Annotated in this window: 19 protein-coding genes; 6 read left to right on the top strand and 13 right to left on the bottom strand. The window is 71.9% G+C overall.

The genetic code is table 11. The features are described 5' to 3' along the window. Window positions 1-28: 28 nt before the first annotated feature. Entirely contained in the window at window positions 29-835 is an 807-nt protein-coding gene (locus ADL29_RS05435) for a putative protein N(5)-glutamine methyltransferase (protein ID WP_053922585.1), read from the bottom strand. Window positions 836-1,203: 368 nt separating this feature from the next. Then, the gene (locus tag ADL29_RS05430) at window positions 1,204-1,926 is read right to left on the bottom strand and encodes a DUF6882 domain-containing protein (RefSeq protein ID WP_245689146.1); all 723 of its coding nucleotides are present in this window, start codon (window positions 1,924-1,926) and stop codon (window positions 1,204-1,206) included. Between the two features lie 177 nt (window positions 1,927-2,103). Between ADL29_RS05430 and ADL29_RS05425 the strand changes: the two genes are divergently transcribed. Next, complete coding sequence (locus tag ADL29_RS05425; protein ID WP_053922583.1) at window positions 2,104-3,090, top strand: aldo/keto reductase; 987 nt, start codon at window positions 2,104-2,106, stop codon at window positions 3,088-3,090. Window positions 3,091-3,137: 47 nt separating this feature from the next. On the opposite strand, the gene ADL29_RS05420 is transcribed toward ADL29_RS05425, so the two are convergent. Further along, entirely contained in the window at window positions 3,138-3,512 is a 375-nt protein-coding gene (locus ADL29_RS05420; RefSeq protein ID WP_053922582.1) for a VOC family protein, read from the bottom strand. Further along, window positions 3,509-4,084, bottom strand: a complete 576-nt coding sequence (locus tag ADL29_RS05415) for a TetR/AcrR family transcriptional regulator (protein WP_078970763.1) — start codon at window positions 4,082-4,084, stop codon at window positions 3,509-3,511. Before ADL29_RS05415 ends, ADL29_RS05420 begins: the two co-directional genes overlap by 4 nt. A 284-nt stretch (window positions 4,085-4,368) precedes the next feature. On the opposite strand from ADL29_RS05415, the gene ADL29_RS05410 reads away from it, so the two are divergent. The 3 genes from ADL29_RS05410 to ADL29_RS05400 all read left to right on the top strand — a co-directional run bounded on the left by ADL29_RS05410 (window position 4,369) and on the right by ADL29_RS05400 (window position 5,697). Further along, on the top strand, window positions 4,369-4,788 hold the full coding sequence (locus ADL29_RS05410; protein WP_053922633.1) for a VOC family protein: 420 nt from the start codon (window positions 4,369-4,371) through the stop codon (window positions 4,786-4,788). A gap of 114 nt (window positions 4,789-4,902) precedes the next feature. Beyond that, window positions 4,903-5,361, top strand: coding sequence for a carboxymuconolactone decarboxylase family protein (locus ADL29_RS05405; protein WP_053922580.1), 459 nt, complete (start codon window positions 4,903-4,905; stop codon window positions 5,359-5,361). Between the two features lie 117 nt (window positions 5,362-5,478). Beyond that, entirely contained in the window at window positions 5,479-5,697 is a 219-nt protein-coding gene (locus ADL29_RS05400; RefSeq protein WP_053922579.1) for a hypothetical protein, read from the top strand. Window positions 5,698-5,765: 68 nt separating this feature from the next. On the opposite strand, the gene ADL29_RS05395 is transcribed toward ADL29_RS05400, so the two are convergent. Then, complete coding sequence (locus ADL29_RS05395) at window positions 5,766-6,179, bottom strand: VOC family protein (protein ID WP_053922578.1); 414 nt, start codon at window positions 6,177-6,179, stop codon at window positions 5,766-5,768. Between the two features lie 164 nt (window positions 6,180-6,343). Between ADL29_RS05395 and ADL29_RS05390 the strand changes: the two genes are divergently transcribed. After that, window positions 6,344-6,925, top strand: a complete 582-nt coding sequence (locus ADL29_RS05390) for a TetR/AcrR family transcriptional regulator (protein WP_053922632.1) — start codon at window positions 6,344-6,346, stop codon at window positions 6,923-6,925. Window positions 6,926-6,948: 23 nt separating this feature from the next. On the opposite strand, the gene ADL29_RS05385 is transcribed toward ADL29_RS05390, so the two are convergent. The 5 genes from ADL29_RS05385 to ADL29_RS05365 form a co-directional block, all read right to left on the bottom strand. Beyond that, window positions 6,949-7,515 (bottom strand): NADPH-dependent FMN reductase, encoded by a 567-nt coding sequence (locus ADL29_RS05385; RefSeq protein ID WP_053922577.1) that lies wholly within the window; start codon window positions 7,513-7,515, stop codon window positions 6,949-6,951. Window positions 7,516-7,665: 150 nt separating this feature from the next. Next, on the bottom strand, window positions 7,666-8,097 hold the full coding sequence (locus tag ADL29_RS05380) for an ankyrin repeat domain-containing protein (protein WP_053922576.1): 432 nt from the start codon (window positions 8,095-8,097) through the stop codon (window positions 7,666-7,668). 199 nt (window positions 8,098-8,296) lie between these two features. Continuing rightward, the gene (locus ADL29_RS05375) at window positions 8,297-9,538 is read right to left on the bottom strand and encodes a GNAT family N-acetyltransferase (protein WP_053922575.1); all 1,242 of its coding nucleotides are present in this window, start codon (window positions 9,536-9,538) and stop codon (window positions 8,297-8,299) included. A gap of 159 nt (window positions 9,539-9,697) precedes the next feature. Beyond that, window positions 9,698-10,735: an asparaginase gene (locus ADL29_RS05370; protein WP_078970756.1), complete on the bottom strand. Its 1,038-nt coding sequence runs from the start codon at window positions 10,733-10,735 to the stop codon at window positions 9,698-9,700. Window positions 10,736-10,789: 54 nt separating this feature from the next. Beyond that, the gene (locus tag ADL29_RS05365; RefSeq protein WP_107094894.1) at window positions 10,790-11,512 is read right to left on the bottom strand and encodes an RsiG family protein; all 723 of its coding nucleotides are present in this window, start codon (window positions 11,510-11,512) and stop codon (window positions 10,790-10,792) included. Window positions 11,513-11,708: 196 nt separating this feature from the next. Here ADL29_RS05365 and dtd point away from each other — a divergent pair, with 196 nt between their 5' ends. Next, window positions 11,709-12,134, top strand: a complete 426-nt coding sequence (dtd, locus tag ADL29_RS05360) for a D-aminoacyl-tRNA deacylase (RefSeq protein WP_046926656.1) — start codon at window positions 11,709-11,711, stop codon at window positions 12,132-12,134. Window positions 12,135-12,155: 21 nt separating this feature from the next. On the opposite strand, the gene ygfZ is transcribed toward dtd, so the two are convergent. From ygfZ to ADL29_RS05345, 3 genes are read right to left on the bottom strand one after another with little or no spacing between them, the layout of a single operon-like run. Then, a complete protein-coding gene (gene ygfZ / locus ADL29_RS05355) occupies window positions 12,156-13,121 on the bottom strand; it encodes a CAF17-like 4Fe-4S cluster assembly/insertion protein YgfZ (RefSeq protein ID WP_053922573.1) in 966 nt (321 codons plus the stop codon). A gap of 21 nt (window positions 13,122-13,142) precedes the next feature. Then, a complete protein-coding gene (locus ADL29_RS05350; protein ID WP_053922572.1) occupies window positions 13,143-13,592 on the bottom strand; it encodes a Fur family transcriptional regulator in 450 nt (149 codons plus the stop codon). Between the two features lie 21 nt (window positions 13,593-13,613). Then, window positions 13,614-14,633: an ABC transporter substrate-binding protein gene (locus ADL29_RS05345; RefSeq protein WP_053922571.1), complete on the bottom strand. Its 1,020-nt coding sequence runs from the start codon at window positions 14,631-14,633 to the stop codon at window positions 13,614-13,616. Window position 14,634 lies beyond the last annotated feature (1 nt).

Below are 14,634 nucleotides of genomic sequence, written 5' to 3'. Positions count from 1 at the left end.
TCCTCGAGCCGCTCACTCCTCGAGCCGCTCACTCCTCGACGGTGACCGCTGCCGGTTCCGCCGGCCGGGTCCCGATGATCACCGTGGCGTGGAGCTCGTCGGAGACGGCCACCTGCGGTACCAGTCCGCTGCGGGCAACGGTCTCCACGGCCCGCTCGGCCTGGCGTTCGCTGGTCTCGACGAGGAGATGGCCGCCGGGCGCCAGCCACTGCGGCGCCGCGGCGGTCACCCGGCGCAGGACGTCGAGCCCGTCCGCACCCCCGTCGAGCGCCACCCGCGGCTCGTGCTCACGGGCCTCCGCGGGGAGCAGACCGACCTCCTCGGACGGTACGTACGGGACGTTGGCGACCAGGATGTCGATACGGCCCCGGAGGGCGGCGGGCAGCGGCGCGAAGAGATCACCCTCGTACACCTCGCCACCGGCGGCGGCGACATTGCGGCGGGCACAGCGCACCGCCGCGGGCTCGATGTCCGACGCATGGAGCTCGACCCGCTCCAGCGCCGCGGCCAGCGCGGCGCCCACCGCACCGGAGCCGCAGCACAGGTCGACGGCGACGACAGGGGCCGGGGCGGGGCGGGCGGCCCGGCGGCCGAGGGCGACGGCCCGGCCGAGGAGGAATTCGGTACGGCGGCGGGGCACAAAGACCCCCGGGTCCACGGCCACCCGCAGGCCGGAGAACTCCGCCCAGCCGAGGACGTGTTCCAGCGGCAGGCCGAGCGCCCGCCGTTCCACCATGGCGGCGAGTTCGGCCGGGGTGCGCGCCGTGGCGATGAGCAGCTCGGTCTCGTCCTCCGCGAAAACACAGCCCGCGGCGCGGAGCCTGGCTATGACCATGGGACGGGAGACCGCTGGGGACCCGTCCGGTGACGTGCGGGTAGGGGCAGTTGGTGCATCCGTCAGCGGGAAGAGGGGTGCGCTGTGGAGGGTCGCGCTGGGGGAGGAGCCGGGGAGCGGGTCGGCGAACGGGTGGGAGGACGACCGGTGGTACGACATGCGGCGGTGAGCCTTTCGGGACGCTGCGGGGCGCTCCCGGGTCACATGTGCCGGACGGTCACCTGAGTCCGGCGGACCGTACGGCGTGAGACGGGAGCACCTGCCTGCTCTGGCGGGGAATCGGTCTCACCTCCTCGGTGGGTCCACTGCTGGGGACGGCAAGAGTATCTGATGGCGCGTGGGCGACGGGCCGGGCTGCGGGGCCCGTTCTACGCCCCGATGGTCCCGACTTCGACGGAGGCGATGCGCCCGGCGTCGTCGAAGGAGACGTCGACCGCGGCGCCGCCGGGCAGTTCGGCGCTGATCCGGCCGGGGCCGGGGCGCTGCGGCAGACGGTGCCGGTCGAAGTAGCCGGAGACCACCGACCGTGCCGGGCCGCCCGGGTGGACTCCGGCGCCGGTGAGCAGCATGCGCGGCAGCGTTACGGGGTCGGGTGCGGCCCTCGGCACCTGCGGGTCGTCCGGGACCATATAGAGCCGCGCGTCGGGGGAGGCCTGGACACCGATGTATCCGGCGGCACCGAGCACACCCATCGCCGCGAACGCGAGGGTCTCCACCGCCATCCGCGGGTCCGCGCACCCGCCCAGCCCGAGAACCTCCTCGGTGAACTCGGGCACCCCGTGCGCCTGCCCGAACTCCCGCAAGGACTCCGCCGCACCGACCACCGGGGTGCCCCGGAAGCCGGGGTTGGCCCAGCCCCACAGCCATGAGCCATCGGTCGCGTCATAGCTGCCCAGGACGGAGATGCGCAGGTCGCGACCCGCCTGTTGATAGAGCCGGCGGTCGAGGTCCGCGGTCCACGGCCCGGTCGGCATAAAGGCGTTGAACGTTTCGAGCTGTTCCACGGCCCAGGCGGCGTGCGGCGCGGCGACGTGCACCAAGGCGTCGCTGAAAGGGGAAGCGGCGGGCGGGACCGGAGAGTTCGCGTTCACGCCGCGACCCTAATGGGAGCCGTGGCCGAAGACGGCCGCGGGTCCGGCTCCGCCACCGGTCCCTGCCTTCCGCGCCGCGCGGTTGACTTGGAGTGCGCTCCAACTCCTACCGTCTGGAACGGGATCACGGGGAAGGCCCGGGAATCCGTCCACGGTACGGCGCCAGGAGGCAGCAGCATGACCAACATTTCCACGCGTCACCTTGGTGAGCTGGCGGTTTCCGCGCAGGGGCTCGGGTGCATGGGCATGAGCCACGGTTACGGGGAATCGGACGACGCGCAGTCGATCGCCACCATCAACAGGGCCCTCGACCTCGGCGTCACCCTGCTGGACACCTCCGATTTCTACGGCGCCGGACACAACGAGGAGCTGATCGGGCGGGCCATCGCCGGGCGGCGGGACGAGGTGGTGCTGGCGACCAAGTTCGGCTTCGCCAACCGGCTCGGTGAGCCCACCGCGATCCGGGGCGATGCCGCGTATGTACGGCAGGCCTGCGAGGCCTCGCTGCGTCGGCTCGGCGTCGATCACATCGACCTCTACTACCAGCACCGGGTCGACCCCGACGTCCCGATCGAGGAGACGGTCGGCGCGATGGCCGAACTCGTCGCGGCCGGGAAGGTGCGCCACCTCGGCCTGTCCGAGGCGGGCGCCGACACCATCCGGCGGGCCCATGCGGTGCATCCGATCGCCGCGCTGCAGAGCGAGTGGTCGCTGTGGACCCGCGATCTGGAGCACGAGATCGCACCGGTGTGCCGTGAGCTCGGCATCGGCCTGGTGCCGTTCTCGCCGCTCGGGCGCGGCTTCCTGACCGGGCGTTACACCTCGGTGGAGGGGCTGCCGGAGTCCGATGTACGCCGGACCCAGCCGCGCTTCGCCGACGGCAACCTCGAGCAGAACCTGGCCATCGTGGACAAGCTCAACGAGCTGGCCGCCGCGAAGGGCGTCACCGCCGGGCAGCTCGCGCTGGCCTGGGTGCAGCACCGCGGGGACGATGTGGTGCCGATCCCCGGCACCCGTCGGCAGAAGTACCTGGAGGAGAACCTCGGCGCGCTGGCCGTGGAACTCTCCCCCGAGGAACTCGCCGCCATCGACGCGGCGGCCCCGGCCGGCCGGGTCGCCGGCACGCGGTACGACGAGGTGAACCTGACGTTCGTGGGCCGCTGAGGCCGGCGGCCGGTGAGCCCCGGCCGCCGGCACCCCGCCGGGCCCGGTCAGGCCGGGGCCATTATCTCGTAGAGAATCCGGCCCTCATCGGCGAAGAACAGGCCGCGGGCGCACAGCGGATGGTCGGTCCGGCCGTTCTCCGGCTCGGTGGGGCTGCTGCCGTAGGCGATGCCCGCGGCCCGGAGGCGGGCGAGGATCCCGTCGAAGGTCTCGGCGTCGACGTCGAAGGCCAGATGGCTCCCCTGGGGATCCGGCACGGTCATGAAGTCGAGGGTGAGCGTGTCGTTCACGCGGACGGGGGCGAAGTGCCCCTCGCGGCCGGCCGGCGGGAGCTCCTCGAGCCCCATGACCGTCGCGAAGCGCCGGGCGGCCGCGAGGTGGTCGACGGCCGGGACGATGGTGTGGTTGAGGGTGACGGTCATCGGCTGCTCCCTGGGTCGTTGAGGGTGCCGTGCAGCAGTACGGCGATGAGCTCTTCCGGCGTCAGCGGGGCGTCGGCCTCGGCGGCCGGGGCCTGCATCCGTGTGAAGAGCAGGCCGAGGAAGGCGGCGGCGACCTTCTCCGGCGGCAGGCGCAGGGCGTCCCGGTCGGGCTCTATCAGGTCCATGACGCCGTCGCGCAGGGCCGTCATGGACCGTGCCCGGCTGTCCGGCGCCGGGCGGTCCGCGGGGTGGGCGGGCTCGCGGCCGCGGCGGTGACCGGAGGCGTGCAGCGAGCCGACCACGGCGCCCACTCGCTCCAGATGGGCGTGCAGCGCCTCGGCCGCCTCCGTCAGCCGTATCCCGAGTGGCTCGGCCAGGTCGATGGAGGCGAGCTCGCGCAGCACATGGTCCGTGCCGACCGCCTCCGCCACGCAGGCGTCCAGCACCTCGTCCTTGTCCTTGAACGCCCGGAAGATCGTGGCCTCCCCGATTCCGGCGGCGCGCGCGATCTGGCTGGTGGTGACGGCCGCTCCGTACTCCGCGACCAGCGGCAGCGCGGCCGTCACGATCATGATCCGGCGCTGCTCGACGCTCATACCGGGAGCGCGGCGGCGGGGCGCGGCGGCAGTCGGGGTCTCGGACGGCTGTGCGGCCGGCGGTGAAGCCGGGGCGGCGTGCGGCGTTCCTGAGCTTCGTTGCGTCATGACCTTCACGGTACGGAGTGAGTACTCACTCCGTCAAGGTTTTTCCGCCCAGGGACGGCCGGTGATCCGAGCGCAAGCGCATCCGTCACCCGGTATCTACACTTTTGTCCGTCCCTTCGAGCCCTTCGAGGGAAGGACGACGCGCCATGGGCATGGACTGGAAGCTCGAACTGGTGCCGGTTCCGGTGTCCGATATCGACCGGGCGAAGCGTTTCTACAGCGAGCAGCTGGGCTTTGTGGTCGACCACGACACCCGCGTCGGGGACGACCTGCGCATAGTGCAGCTGACGCCGCCGGGGTCGGGCTGTTCCATCGTCATCGCCGTGGGGGCGGGCGTCGCCGAGCCGGAGCCAGGCTCGGTGCAGGGGCTGCAGCTGGTGGTCTCCGATATCGCGGCGGCCCGCGCCCAGTTGGTCGGGCGGGGCGTGGCGGCCGGTCCCGTGCAGCACGTGGAGAACGGAGCGCTGGCCGACGGGCCCGGTGAGCCGTGGAACTCGTTCGTCTACTTCAGCGATCCGGACGGCAACGGCTGGGCCGTGCAGGAGCGGCCGGCCGAGGGGGCGGAAGCGTAGCTCCGTAAATTCCCGGCCGCCGCCGGTCACATTCCTTCCTCGGGTTCCGTCAGACCTATGACGACGCAGAAGTGGCGACGCAGAGGCGACGACGGAATCCCGAGGAGAGCAGTGATGAAGGCACGTATGCAGAACCCGGCCGCGGTCCTCCCCGAGGCCATGCAGCCGATGCTGGCCGTCCTCAAGGCGGCGAAGCAGGGCGGTGTCCCGGAGGCGACGCTGGAGCTGGTGCATCTTCGCGCGAGCCAGATCAACGGCTGCAGCGTCTGCGTGGACCTGGGCACAAGAAACGCCAAGAAGGCGGGCGAGACCGACGAGCGGCTGCATGCGGTGGCCGCCTGGCGGGAGGCCCCGTACTTCACCGACGCCGAGCGCGCCGCCCTGGCGCTGGCCGAGGCCGCGACCCGGCTGGCCGACCGTCCCGACCCGGTTCCGGACGCGATCTGGGACGACGCCGCCGACCACTACGACGAGCGGCAGCTCGCCGCCCTGATCCTGTGGATCGGCATGACCAACCTCTTCAACCGCCTCAATGCGACGACGCGTCAGGTCGCGGGGGAGGTGTCCTGGTAGGGAATTCCGGTTGCCTCCGGGCGTTCCGGTGCGCTTGCATCGCGTACCGATACGCTTGCATTGAAACGTCCGCCGCGAGGTGCGCGGCGGGTCGGGACGAGCGGAAGAGGCGGGGCGATGACGGTGACCGACGACCAACTGGCGCGTGCAGAGAAGGCGTTGCAGCTCTACGGACTGTCCGAAGGCGGCTGGCGGCGCACCCCGAGCGAGAACCTCCAGGAACTGCTGGTGGACCTCATGCGGTGGTGCGACGCCACGCAGCACGGCTTCGACCGGCAGCTGGACGCCGCGCGGAAGCGGCATGCCGGTGCGGGCGGCCGGACCTCCGCCGGGTGACGCCGCCGGTGCCGTCCGGTCCGGGTCGTCCGGTCCGGCGGTGGCTGCCACCCGGCCCCGGGCCGGCGTCACAGGCCCTGTGCCGCCATCCACTCCGGGTCGGGATCGATGTTCTGGATCACCTCGATCAGGGTGCCCTCGGGGGCCCAGACGTTGAAGCGGCGCTGCCCCCAGGGCTCGTCGCGCAGCGGTTCCGCGAGGGGGATGCCCTTGCCGCGCAGGGCCGCTTCCTCGGCCGCGGCATCCGCCACCAGGAAGCCGAGGAGTACGCCGCCGGTCCCCTGGCCGCGGAACCCCGCCGGCATGGCCTCATGGCCACGCTGCACGAAGTCGAGGGTGTAGTCGGGGTGTTGAGGGTGCTGAAGGGAGGCGTACCAGCCGAGCTCGGCGAGCGGCCGGAAGTCGAAGTGGTCGGCGTAGAAGCGGGTGCTGGCGGCGACATCGTCGGCGAGCAGGGCGGTGCCGGTCTTGGTGATGCGCATAGGGCTCCTTGTGTACGGGTTCGTGCGGTGCAGGTCGGAGCCGACGGCGGCACATCACCCGCCCCCGGCTAACCACTCCGGTCGTAGTGCTTCATTTGTAGTACTCTTCCTGTAGTGGTTGCAAGGGGTTTCGGCCCGGAGTTTTTGATCAAGTGGAGGCCGGGATGGTGCGTAACCCGGAGCGGCGTACGGCACTGGTGGACGCCGCGATCGAGGTGCTGGCGCGGGACGGGGCGCGTGGGCTGACCTTCCGGGCCGTCGACACCGCCGCGGCGGTGCCGAACGGCACCGCGTCCAATTACTTCTCCAGCCGCGACGACCTGCTGAGCCAGGTCACCGACCGGGTCCATCAGTGCATCGCACCCGACCCGGACGAGGTCGCCGAGGTGATGGCGGCCCCGCCGAGCCGGGCGCTGGTGGTCGAGCTGATGCACTGGATCAACCGCCGGGTGACGGAGAACCGTACGGGCTATCTGGCGATGCTGGAGCTGCGCCTGGAGGCGACCCGGCGGCCCGAGCTGCAGGCGGAGCTGACCCGGGTCATGCGGGAATCGCTCGACGAGAACCTCCGCTTCCACCTGGAGGGCGGTCTGCCGGGCGACCGTACGGCCGTGATGCTGATGTACCTGGCGATGACCGGGCTGATGGTGGAGCAGCTCACGCTGCCGGGAGTCGTGCCGGCCGAGGGGACGGACGAACTGGTCTCCGCCCTGGTCGACCGGGCGACCGGCCCGGAGCGCGAGTAGCCGGAGCGACGGGCGCGGCCGGGCTACGCGCCGTACGGCCGCGCCAGCCGGGCCTCCCGGAGTGCCACCGCCCACCACGTCAGCTGCTTCAGCAGGGCGTCGGCGGCCGTTGCCGCCGGGGCCGGGTCGTGCAGTTCGCCCCGCTCGTCGAAGAGGTTGCCGGCGAGCGGGAAGCTGACCGTCTCGCGGACCGTGGTGGCATGCAACTCGGCGAAAACCAGGCGGAGCTGCTCTACGGCGCGCAGGCCGCCGGAGATCCCGCCGTAGGAGACGAAGCCCACCGGCTTGGCCTGCCACTGAGGGCGCAGCAGATCGATCGCGTGCTTGAGCGGGGCCGGGAAGGAGTGGTTGTACTCCGGGGTGATCACGACGAACGCATCCGCCCGGTCGACCCGCTTGGCGAAGGACTCGTACGCCTCGGTGCCGCCGCGGAGCTCGTACGGGCGGACGGTGTCCAGGTCGATGACGTCGACGTCGATATGGGCGTGGGTCTCGGCGTGCCGGGTGAACCAGTTCGCGATGACGGGCGCGAACCGGCCCTCCCGGGTGCTGCCGACGATCACGGCGAGGGTGTGGCGGGGCTCGGGCATCGGGGACCTTTCGTGGCGGGAGCGCGCACGGATGGGAGTGCGCGGGCGGCGGTGTCGCCGTCCGGTCCCCGACGCTAAGACCTCAAGCAATGTTGAGGTCAAGGCGTGTCCTTTCCCGCTGACCGCCCCTCACCTCCCGCCTGCCGCCGGTCACTCCGCGCCGAACAGCTTCAGCAGCTCCGTCTTCTCGAACATCCGCGCCGTCTCGATCGCCGACGGCGCGCCTGCCGCCGGGTCCGCGCCGTGTGCGACCAGGACCTTGACGACCTCGTCCGCGCCCTTGAAGACCGCCCCGGCGAGCGGCGTCTGCCCGCGGTCGTTGGTGCGGTTGGCGTCGCCCCCGCGCTCCAGCAGGGCCGCCACGGTGTCCGGGTGGCCGTGGTAGGCGGCGAGCATCACCAGGGAGTCGCCCTTGTCGTTCGTCAGGTTGGCGGGCACGCCCGCGTCCACATACGCGGCGACGGTGTCGGTGTCCCCGTGCCGCGCCAGGTCGAACACCTTGGCCGCGAGCTGCAGCACCTCGGGGTCGTGCGCGTGCTCGATCGCCTCGGGCCCCTGCGGCTCGGAATTCGCGTCGCTCATGGTCGCCGGCCTCCTGCTGTGGTGGGTGGTGCCCCGATGCACGGGAGGTGCACCGGGGCACTCGTGCGCTGTCTCTGTCCTCGCCACCTTATGCAGGCCAGGGGGCGTGGGGCAGCGGTCGCGGCCGCCGTTTCGGAAGGGATCGCACGGCGCCACCGGGCCGGCCGGGCGATCCCCCTCGGAACACGGCGGGTCCCGGTCAGAACATGTCCGGGCACCACGGCCGGCGCGCCGTGTGCAGCAGGGCGTCGGCGGTGGCGAGTGCACCCGGCCGCGCCTCGTGGACCCGGCCCAGTGCCGCCAGCCGCGCGGCGGCCGCGTCACCCAGATAGAGCTCGGCCAACTCGCCCACACCAAGGGAGAGTTCGGCGGAACGGGTGGTCGGCGTACAGGTGGCGCCCTCCGGGCCCGCGTCCAGGAGGAAGCGGCCGCCGGCCAGCCTGGCGCGGTCCTCGACCTCCAGGACGAGGGTGCCGGCCACCGGGTACGTACGTGCCTCCAGGAGACGGGGCACATCCAGCGGGCGCAGCCACAGATAGTCCGAGTGCTCCTGGATGGCGGCGGCCCGCGGGTCGCCCAGGAAGTGCGGCAGCAGATCGTCGGGCGCGCGCTGGCCGGTGTGGACGTACTGCACCCAGTCGATGGAGCACAGGAACTGCCACAGCGCCCGCTCGGCGTCCGGCGAGGTCGCGATGAGCCGCTCGACATGCGCGCTGTTGTCCGGCCGCTTTGCCTCCCACCGGTCCTCGTACGTGTAGCTGGCCAGACCCTCGATCGCGCCGGACGGGGAACGGTAGACGGCGTGATGACGCTCCGTCGGAGGGTCGTGGGCCAGGCGCACGGCGCCGGTGGCCCGCAGCCACCACTTGTCGTTACGGGAGACCGCCCCCGGCACCTGGACGCGGAAGCGGTCATGGAGGCCGGGGCCGAACCCGCGGACCTCCTCCGGGGAGGCGAAGTCGATCCGGCCGCCGCTCTCCGGGGCGGCGTGCCGCGGGTCGAGACCGGCCCTCGCCGTATCGATACGCCAGGCGGACGTCCAGGTCGCCGGGCCGAAACCGAACCGCCCGTAGATGGGGTACTCGGCGGCGATCAGCGTGGCGGCGGCATCGCCGCGCTCCTTGGCGGCCCGCAGGTCGTTCGCCATCATCCGGCTCAGCAGGCCGCGCCGGCGGTGCGTGGGCAGCACGGTCACGGCCGAGACGGCGTCGGTGGGCACCGGGGCGCCGCCCACCACCGTCAGCTCCTGCGGGAAGCTGCGGAAGGTGGCCACGCAGCGCCCGTCGTCGTAGGCGCCCCACGTCCGCTCGGGGTCGTAGTCCGACCGGCGGAAGGCGATGTCCTCGTCGGAGGTCACCGGAGGTTTGAGAAAGCCGGTTGCCACCGCCACGGCCCAGCCGCGGAGGTCGTCGTCGCCGACTGTACGGATCTCTAAGCTCATGACGGCACGGTAATCACACCTGTGCCCGAACGTCGCATGGATTGGCCGCGCGGCAGCGTTCCGGAGGCCGGGCCCGGTGTGCCGCCCGCGAAGGGGTCCGACGGTGACGGGCTGCGGCCCCGCCGTCTCCCGTCGCCGTCGGACCGTCTCCCGCTGCCGTCAGAACGCCGCGGCCCGGATCTCCCCGACCCGCGCCCCGCCGCCCAGCAGCGGCACGTCCTCGATCTTCTCCAGCACGGGGTGGTTGATGCCCATCCGGCGCAGGACCCGGGCCAGCACCGGGCCCAGGGTGCGGGCCGCGCCGTCGTCGATCTTGAAGGCGAGGGCCCGGCCGTCGGGCAGGGCCAGCGCCTGGACGGCCTCGGCGCCCATCTTGGACAGGGTGCCGGGGAGGGCCTGCATCAGCCAGGTGTCGGGGCGGCGGGTGCCGGCGACGTACTCGGGGTGGGCGCGCATGGCGTCCGCGACCCGGCGCTCCGGGGTGCCCGGCTCGGCCAGGACGAAGTACCGGAAGGCGCGGGCCAGACCGGTCAGCGACAGCGACATCAGGGGCGCGCCGCAGCCGTCCGTGCCGATGTGTGCGACCTCCTCGCCGCTCGCCTTGCGCACGCCCTCGAGGATCATCTGCTGGAGCGGGTGGTCCTGCGCCAGGTAGGAGTCGAGCGGCCAGCCGTTGAGGGCGCTGGCGGCCAGCATGGCGGTGTGCTTGCCGGAGCAGTTCATGGTGAGCGGCTCGCGGACGTTGCCCGCGGCCAGGTAGGCCTCCGCCTCCGCCGGGTCCAGCGGCAGATCCGGGGGCGTCTGCAGCTGCCCGGCGGTCAGACCGTGCTCGGTGAGCATGGTGCGCACAAGATCGAGGTGGAAGGGCTCGCCGGAGTGGCTCGCGGCGCTCAGCGCCAGCCGCTCGCCCGCGAGGTCCAGTCCGGCCCGCAGCACCGCCGCGGCCTGCATCGGCTTGTTCGCGGAGCGGGGGAAGACGGGGGCGGCGGCATCGCCGAGGGACCACTCCACGCTGCCGTCGGCCGCCAGCACCACCAGGGAGCCGCGGTGGCGGCCCTCGACGAAACCGGAGCGGACGACCTCGGCGAGGACGGGGGAGGAGGTGGCTTCCGGGGACAGCGCAAGTGACGGTGCGGATATCGGCGCGGAAACGGGCGCGGAATCCGGTGCAGATACCGGGCTGGTGGGCGAGGTCATCGGCGGCCTTCCGGAGGATGAGGTGAACCCGCCGCCCGAGGGCTTGTGGCCCGGTCAGGACAGCAGGTCGTCGACTTGTGCTTCGCCTTCACGGTACCTGCGGGCAATCTCTCCACTGCAATCATCGGCCATCCGCTGCAGGGACTGGCGGCGCTGCGAGATCTGGCGCTCGTAGCGGATCAGCCGGGCCATCGCCGCATCCAGCTCCTCGTCCGTCCGCGCGCCCAGGTCGGACAGTTCCACCTCGCCGAGCATCTCCTCGGCCAGCCGGCGGTACTCCTCGCTGTGCGGCGTGCCCACCGTCACATGCCGCGCCGAGGAGCGGTGCCGCGACGGGACGTCCGTGAGGATCTCCGGGAGGCGGTCCAGCAGCGGCGAATGCGGGGTGGCCCGATGGGCGATCTCGGCCCGCAGGATGTCGATGCGGCCCTGCAGCAGCCGGCGCAGATAGCTCAGATCGGCCTCTTCCTGCTGTGAGTCGCGCCGCACCACCCGCAGCTCGGGCAGGGTCAGACCGGACAGGTCGGGCGGGGCGACGGGGCGGAACCGGTCGCGCTGCTGCGGCGGGCGGGGGTGCTGCGCCTGGCCTGCCTGGGGCATGGGGCAATCCTCGGTGCGGACGGGCTCGACGCGAGCCGTTGCCGTGGTCGTGGTCGTCAGGGCGGCCGGGGACGGCCCGGTCGGCGGCGCGGGCGCGGCCGGTGGCGTACGCGCGGCGGGCGTCGTACGCGCGGGTGGTACGGGACCGGGTGTGCGCCCGGATCCGGCAGTGGTCATGAAGCGTTCCGTCCCCTCATCGGGTGCGGCATCCAGGGCATGTTGTCCGTGAAACGCACCACGTGCACGCATCGTGCCACTCTGGGCGGTCCGTGTGCAGGGCGAGGGCACCCGAACGGCCCCGAAAGGGGGTAAGGCCGCCCGGGCACCCGGCCGCCTGTGTGATGCGAGGCCGGGCCCCGGCATGATGGGCCCCATGCGAGCTGTGGTGCAGAGGGTCGACGGCGCCCGCGTCGAGGTGGCGGGCGAGACGGTCGGGGAGATCGTCGGGGAAGGGCTGTGCGTGCTGGTGGGGGTCACGCACGAGGACACCCGCGAGAAGGCGGCACAGCTCGCCCGCAAGCTGTGGTCGGTACGGATCCTGCAGGGCGAGAAGTCCTGTTCGGACAACGGGGCGCCGCTCCTGGTGATCAGCCAGTTCACTCTCTACGGTGACGCCCGCAAGGGCCGCCGCCCCACCTGGAACGCCGCCGCCCCCGGCCCGGTCGCCGAGCCTCTCGTCGACGAGGTCGTCGCCCAACTCCGCGCCCTGGGCGCCCGCGTGGAGACCGGCCGCTTCGGCGCGGACATGAAGGTGTCGCTGACGAACGACGGTCCTTTCACGGTGCTCGTGGAGGTCTAGCGGCACTTCCGGCCCCCGGCGTCACGGCTGGACGATGACCTCTTGGGCCGCCGCCGTGTCGCCCGCCATCAGCTGCGCGTCAACCGGGACATTGCGCTTGACCAGGGCCAGGGCGATCGGGCCGAGCTCGTGATGGCGGGCCGAGGTGGTGATGAAGCCGAGCTGACGGCCTTCCGCGCCGTCGGCGGTCAGGCGTACGGGGGTGCCGTGCGGGGGGAGATGGACCTCGCTGCCGTCCAGGTGGAGGAAGACCAGACGGCGCGGGGGCTTGCCCAGGTTGTGGACGCGGGCGACGGTCTCCTGGCCGCGGTAGCAGCCCTTCTGGAGGTGCACGGCGGTGCCGATCCAGCCCAGCTCGTGCGGGATGGTGCGGTGGTCCGTCTCCAGGCCCAGCCGCGGGCGGTGCGCCTCGACGCGCAGGGCCTCGAGGGCGAGCACGCCGACCGCGGGTCCGTGGGCCGCCGCGAAGGACTCCAGGTCGGCGCGGGGGAGGAAGAGATCGCGGCCGTGCGGGGTCTCCCGTACGACTGCGCCCTCGGGCACCTCGGCGATCGAACCCGCCGGGAGGTGGACGACGGCGGTCTCCTCGGTGCGGTCGGCGACCTCGACGCGGTAGAAGAACTTCATGCTCTCCAGATAGGCGATCAGCGCCTCCTGGTCGCCGGGCTCGGTGTGCAGCCAGGTCGTCTCGCCGTCGTCGACGAGGTAGAGGGCGTGCTCGATGTGGCCGTGCGCGGACAGGATCAGCGCCTCGGTGGCCCGGCCGGGCGGCAGCTCGCTGACGTGCTGGGTGATCAGCAGATGCAGCCAGCTCAGCCGCTCGGGACCGCTGACGGTGACCACGCCACGGTGCGAGAGGTCCACGAAGCCGGAGCCGTCGGCGAGGGTCCGTTGCTCCCGGAAGAGATCGCCGTAGTGCGCGGCGACACCTTCGTCGGGGGCCTCGGCGGGAACGGCACCGGGCAGCGACAGCAGTGGGCTCTTCATGGAAGCCAGCCTACGGCGCGACTATGCGTCGTTCCGAGCGGCCTTCGCATTGGCTTTTTCGGTGCATGCCGCACAGCGCCCGAAGATCGCGAAGTGCTTCATATCCGTATCGAAGCCGAATTGGCTGCGCAGTTGGGACGTCAGCGCGTCGGCCACCGACTGGTCCGCCTCGATGATCTCGGTGCAGTCCCGGCACACCAGATGGATGTGGTGGTGCCGGTCGGCCAGGTGGTACGTCGGTGAGCCGTGGCCCAGGTGGGCGTGGCTGACCAGGCCGAGCTCCTCCAGCAGCTCCAGGGTCCGGTAGACCGTGGAGATGTTCACGCCGCCCGCCGTCTTGCGGACCTCGGTGAGGATGTCGTCAGGGGTGGCGTGCTCCAGCCTGTCCACGGCCTCCAGGACGAGCTGGCGCTGTGGGGTCAGGCGGTACCCGCGCCTGCGGAGGTCGCTCTGCCAGTTGGTGGTCACCACACAGCCAGTGTAGGAGGGCGGTCAGCCCGTGTGTACGTCCCGCAGATACTCCGCCAGTGCGGTGACCGCGGCGGGATTGCGCGGGCTCTCGACCAGATCGGCGTAATCCATGACGTAGATGCGGTGGTGCTTGATCGCCGAGACGTGCGCGAGGGGCGGGTAGGACTCGAGGAACGCCTTCTTCCGGGCGGCGGAAGGGGTGCCGTAGTCGTTGATGACGATGACGTCCGGGTTGCGTTCGACGACGGTTTCCCAGCCGACGGTCGTCCAGGAGTCCTTGAGGTCCTTCATGACGTGCCGGCCGCCCGCCTTGGTGATGATGTCGTGCGGTCCGGCGTAGCGGCCCGAGGTCAGCGGTTTGTCCTCGCCTCCGTCGTAGAGGAAGACCGACGGCCGCTCGCCCTCCTCGGGGGCCTTGGCCTGGGCGTCGGCGACCTGCTTCTTGTATTTCTTGATCAGTGCGGCGGCGCGGTCCTCCACGTCGAAGATCTTTCCCAGCGTCTCCAGGTCGGTGTAGAGGGCCTCCAGCGGCGGCATCACACCGCGTGAGCCGTCGCCGGTGCCGTTGCGGCAGGACTCGGTCAGGACGTAGCTGCCGATGCCGAGCTTCTTGAGGGAGGCCGGGGTGACACCGCTCTCCTCGCCGAAGCCGTAGTGCCAGCCCGCGAAGACCAGATCGGCCCTGGCGTCCAGGGCCATTTCCTTGGTGATGGCCTTCTTGGAGAGCCAGGGGACCTTGCCGTAGGCGGACTTCCACGGGACGGCGGCGAGATCGCCCCGGTAGGCGGGCATGATGTAGCCCGCCATGTGGTCCTCGAGGCCCAGCGCGAACATGATGTCGGCGATGCCCACGTCGTTGGTGACCACGCGCCGGGGCGCCTTGTCGTACGTCGTCCTGACGCCGCAGTTGTCGATGGTGACGGGGTAGTGGGCCGAGGGGCGGTCGGCGGCGTTCCCGGTGCCGGGGGCCACGCGTGCGCCGCAGCCGGTGAGCGCGAGGGTGAGGACGGCGAGCAGGGCGGCGGGGCGGCGGATGGGCATG

The sequence above is a fragment of the Streptomyces chattanoogensis genome (genome assembly GCF_001294335.1).
Lineage (GTDB): Bacteria > Actinomycetota > Actinomycetes > Streptomycetales > Streptomycetaceae > Streptomyces > Streptomyces chattanoogensis.
This window is presented reverse-complemented; position numbering and strand designations above follow the sequence as displayed.

Bases quoted from the DNA above. Each gene is read 5' to 3' on its own strand.
- ADL29_RS05365 (WP_107094894.1), bottom strand. From the start codon at position 11,512: ATGACCACTGCCGGATCCGGGCGCACACCCGGTCCCGTACCACCCGCG.
- ADL29_RS05410 (WP_053922633.1), top strand. From the start codon at position 4,369: ATGGACTGGAAGCTCGAACTGGTGCCGGTTCCGGTGTCCGATATCGAC.
- ADL29_RS05385 (WP_053922577.1), bottom strand. From the start codon at position 7,515: ATGCCCGAGCCCCGCCACACCCTCGCCGTGATCGTCGGCAGCACCCGG.
- ADL29_RS05420 (WP_053922582.1), bottom strand. From the start codon at position 3,512: ATGACCGTCACCCTCAACCACACCATCGTCCCGGCCGTCGACCACCTC.
- ADL29_RS05425 (WP_053922583.1), top strand. From the start codon at position 2,104: ATGACCAACATTTCCACGCGTCACCTTGGTGAGCTGGCGGTTTCCGCG.
- ADL29_RS05395 (WP_053922578.1), bottom strand. From the start codon at position 6,179: ATGCGCATCACCAAGACCGGCACCGCCCTGCTCGCCGACGATGTCGCC.
- ADL29_RS05415 (WP_078970763.1), bottom strand. From the start codon at position 4,084: ATGATCGTGACGGCCGCGCTGCCGCTGGTCGCGGAGTACGGAGCGGCC.
- ADL29_RS05405 (WP_053922580.1), top strand. From the start codon at position 4,903: ATGAAGGCACGTATGCAGAACCCGGCCGCGGTCCTCCCCGAGGCCATG.
- ADL29_RS05435 (WP_053922585.1), bottom strand. From the start codon at position 835: ATGGTCATAGCCAGGCTCCGCGCCGCGGGCTGTGTTTTCGCGGAGGAC.
- ADL29_RS05400 (WP_053922579.1), top strand. From the start codon at position 5,479: ATGACGGTGACCGACGACCAACTGGCGCGTGCAGAGAAGGCGTTGCAG.
- ADL29_RS05380 (WP_053922576.1), bottom strand. From the start codon at position 8,097: ATGAGCGACGCGAATTCCGAGCCGCAGGGGCCCGAGGCGATCGAGCAC.
- ADL29_RS05370 (WP_078970756.1), bottom strand. From the start codon at position 10,735: ATGACCTCGCCCACCAGCCCGGTATCTGCACCGGATTCCGCGCCCGTT.
- dtd (WP_046926656.1), top strand. From the start codon at position 11,709: ATGCGAGCTGTGGTGCAGAGGGTCGACGGCGCCCGCGTCGAGGTGGCG.
- ADL29_RS05375 (WP_053922575.1), bottom strand. From the start codon at position 9,538: ATGAGCTTAGAGATCCGTACAGTCGGCGACGACGACCTCCGCGGCTGG.
- ADL29_RS05345 (WP_053922571.1), bottom strand. From the start codon at position 14,633: ATGCCCATCCGCCGCCCCGCCGCCCTGCTCGCCGTCCTCACCCTCGCG.
- ygfZ (WP_053922573.1), bottom strand. From the start codon at position 13,121: ATGAAGAGCCCACTGCTGTCGCTGCCCGGTGCCGTTCCCGCCGAGGCC.
- ADL29_RS05390 (WP_053922632.1), top strand. From the start codon at position 6,344: ATGGTGCGTAACCCGGAGCGGCGTACGGCACTGGTGGACGCCGCGATC.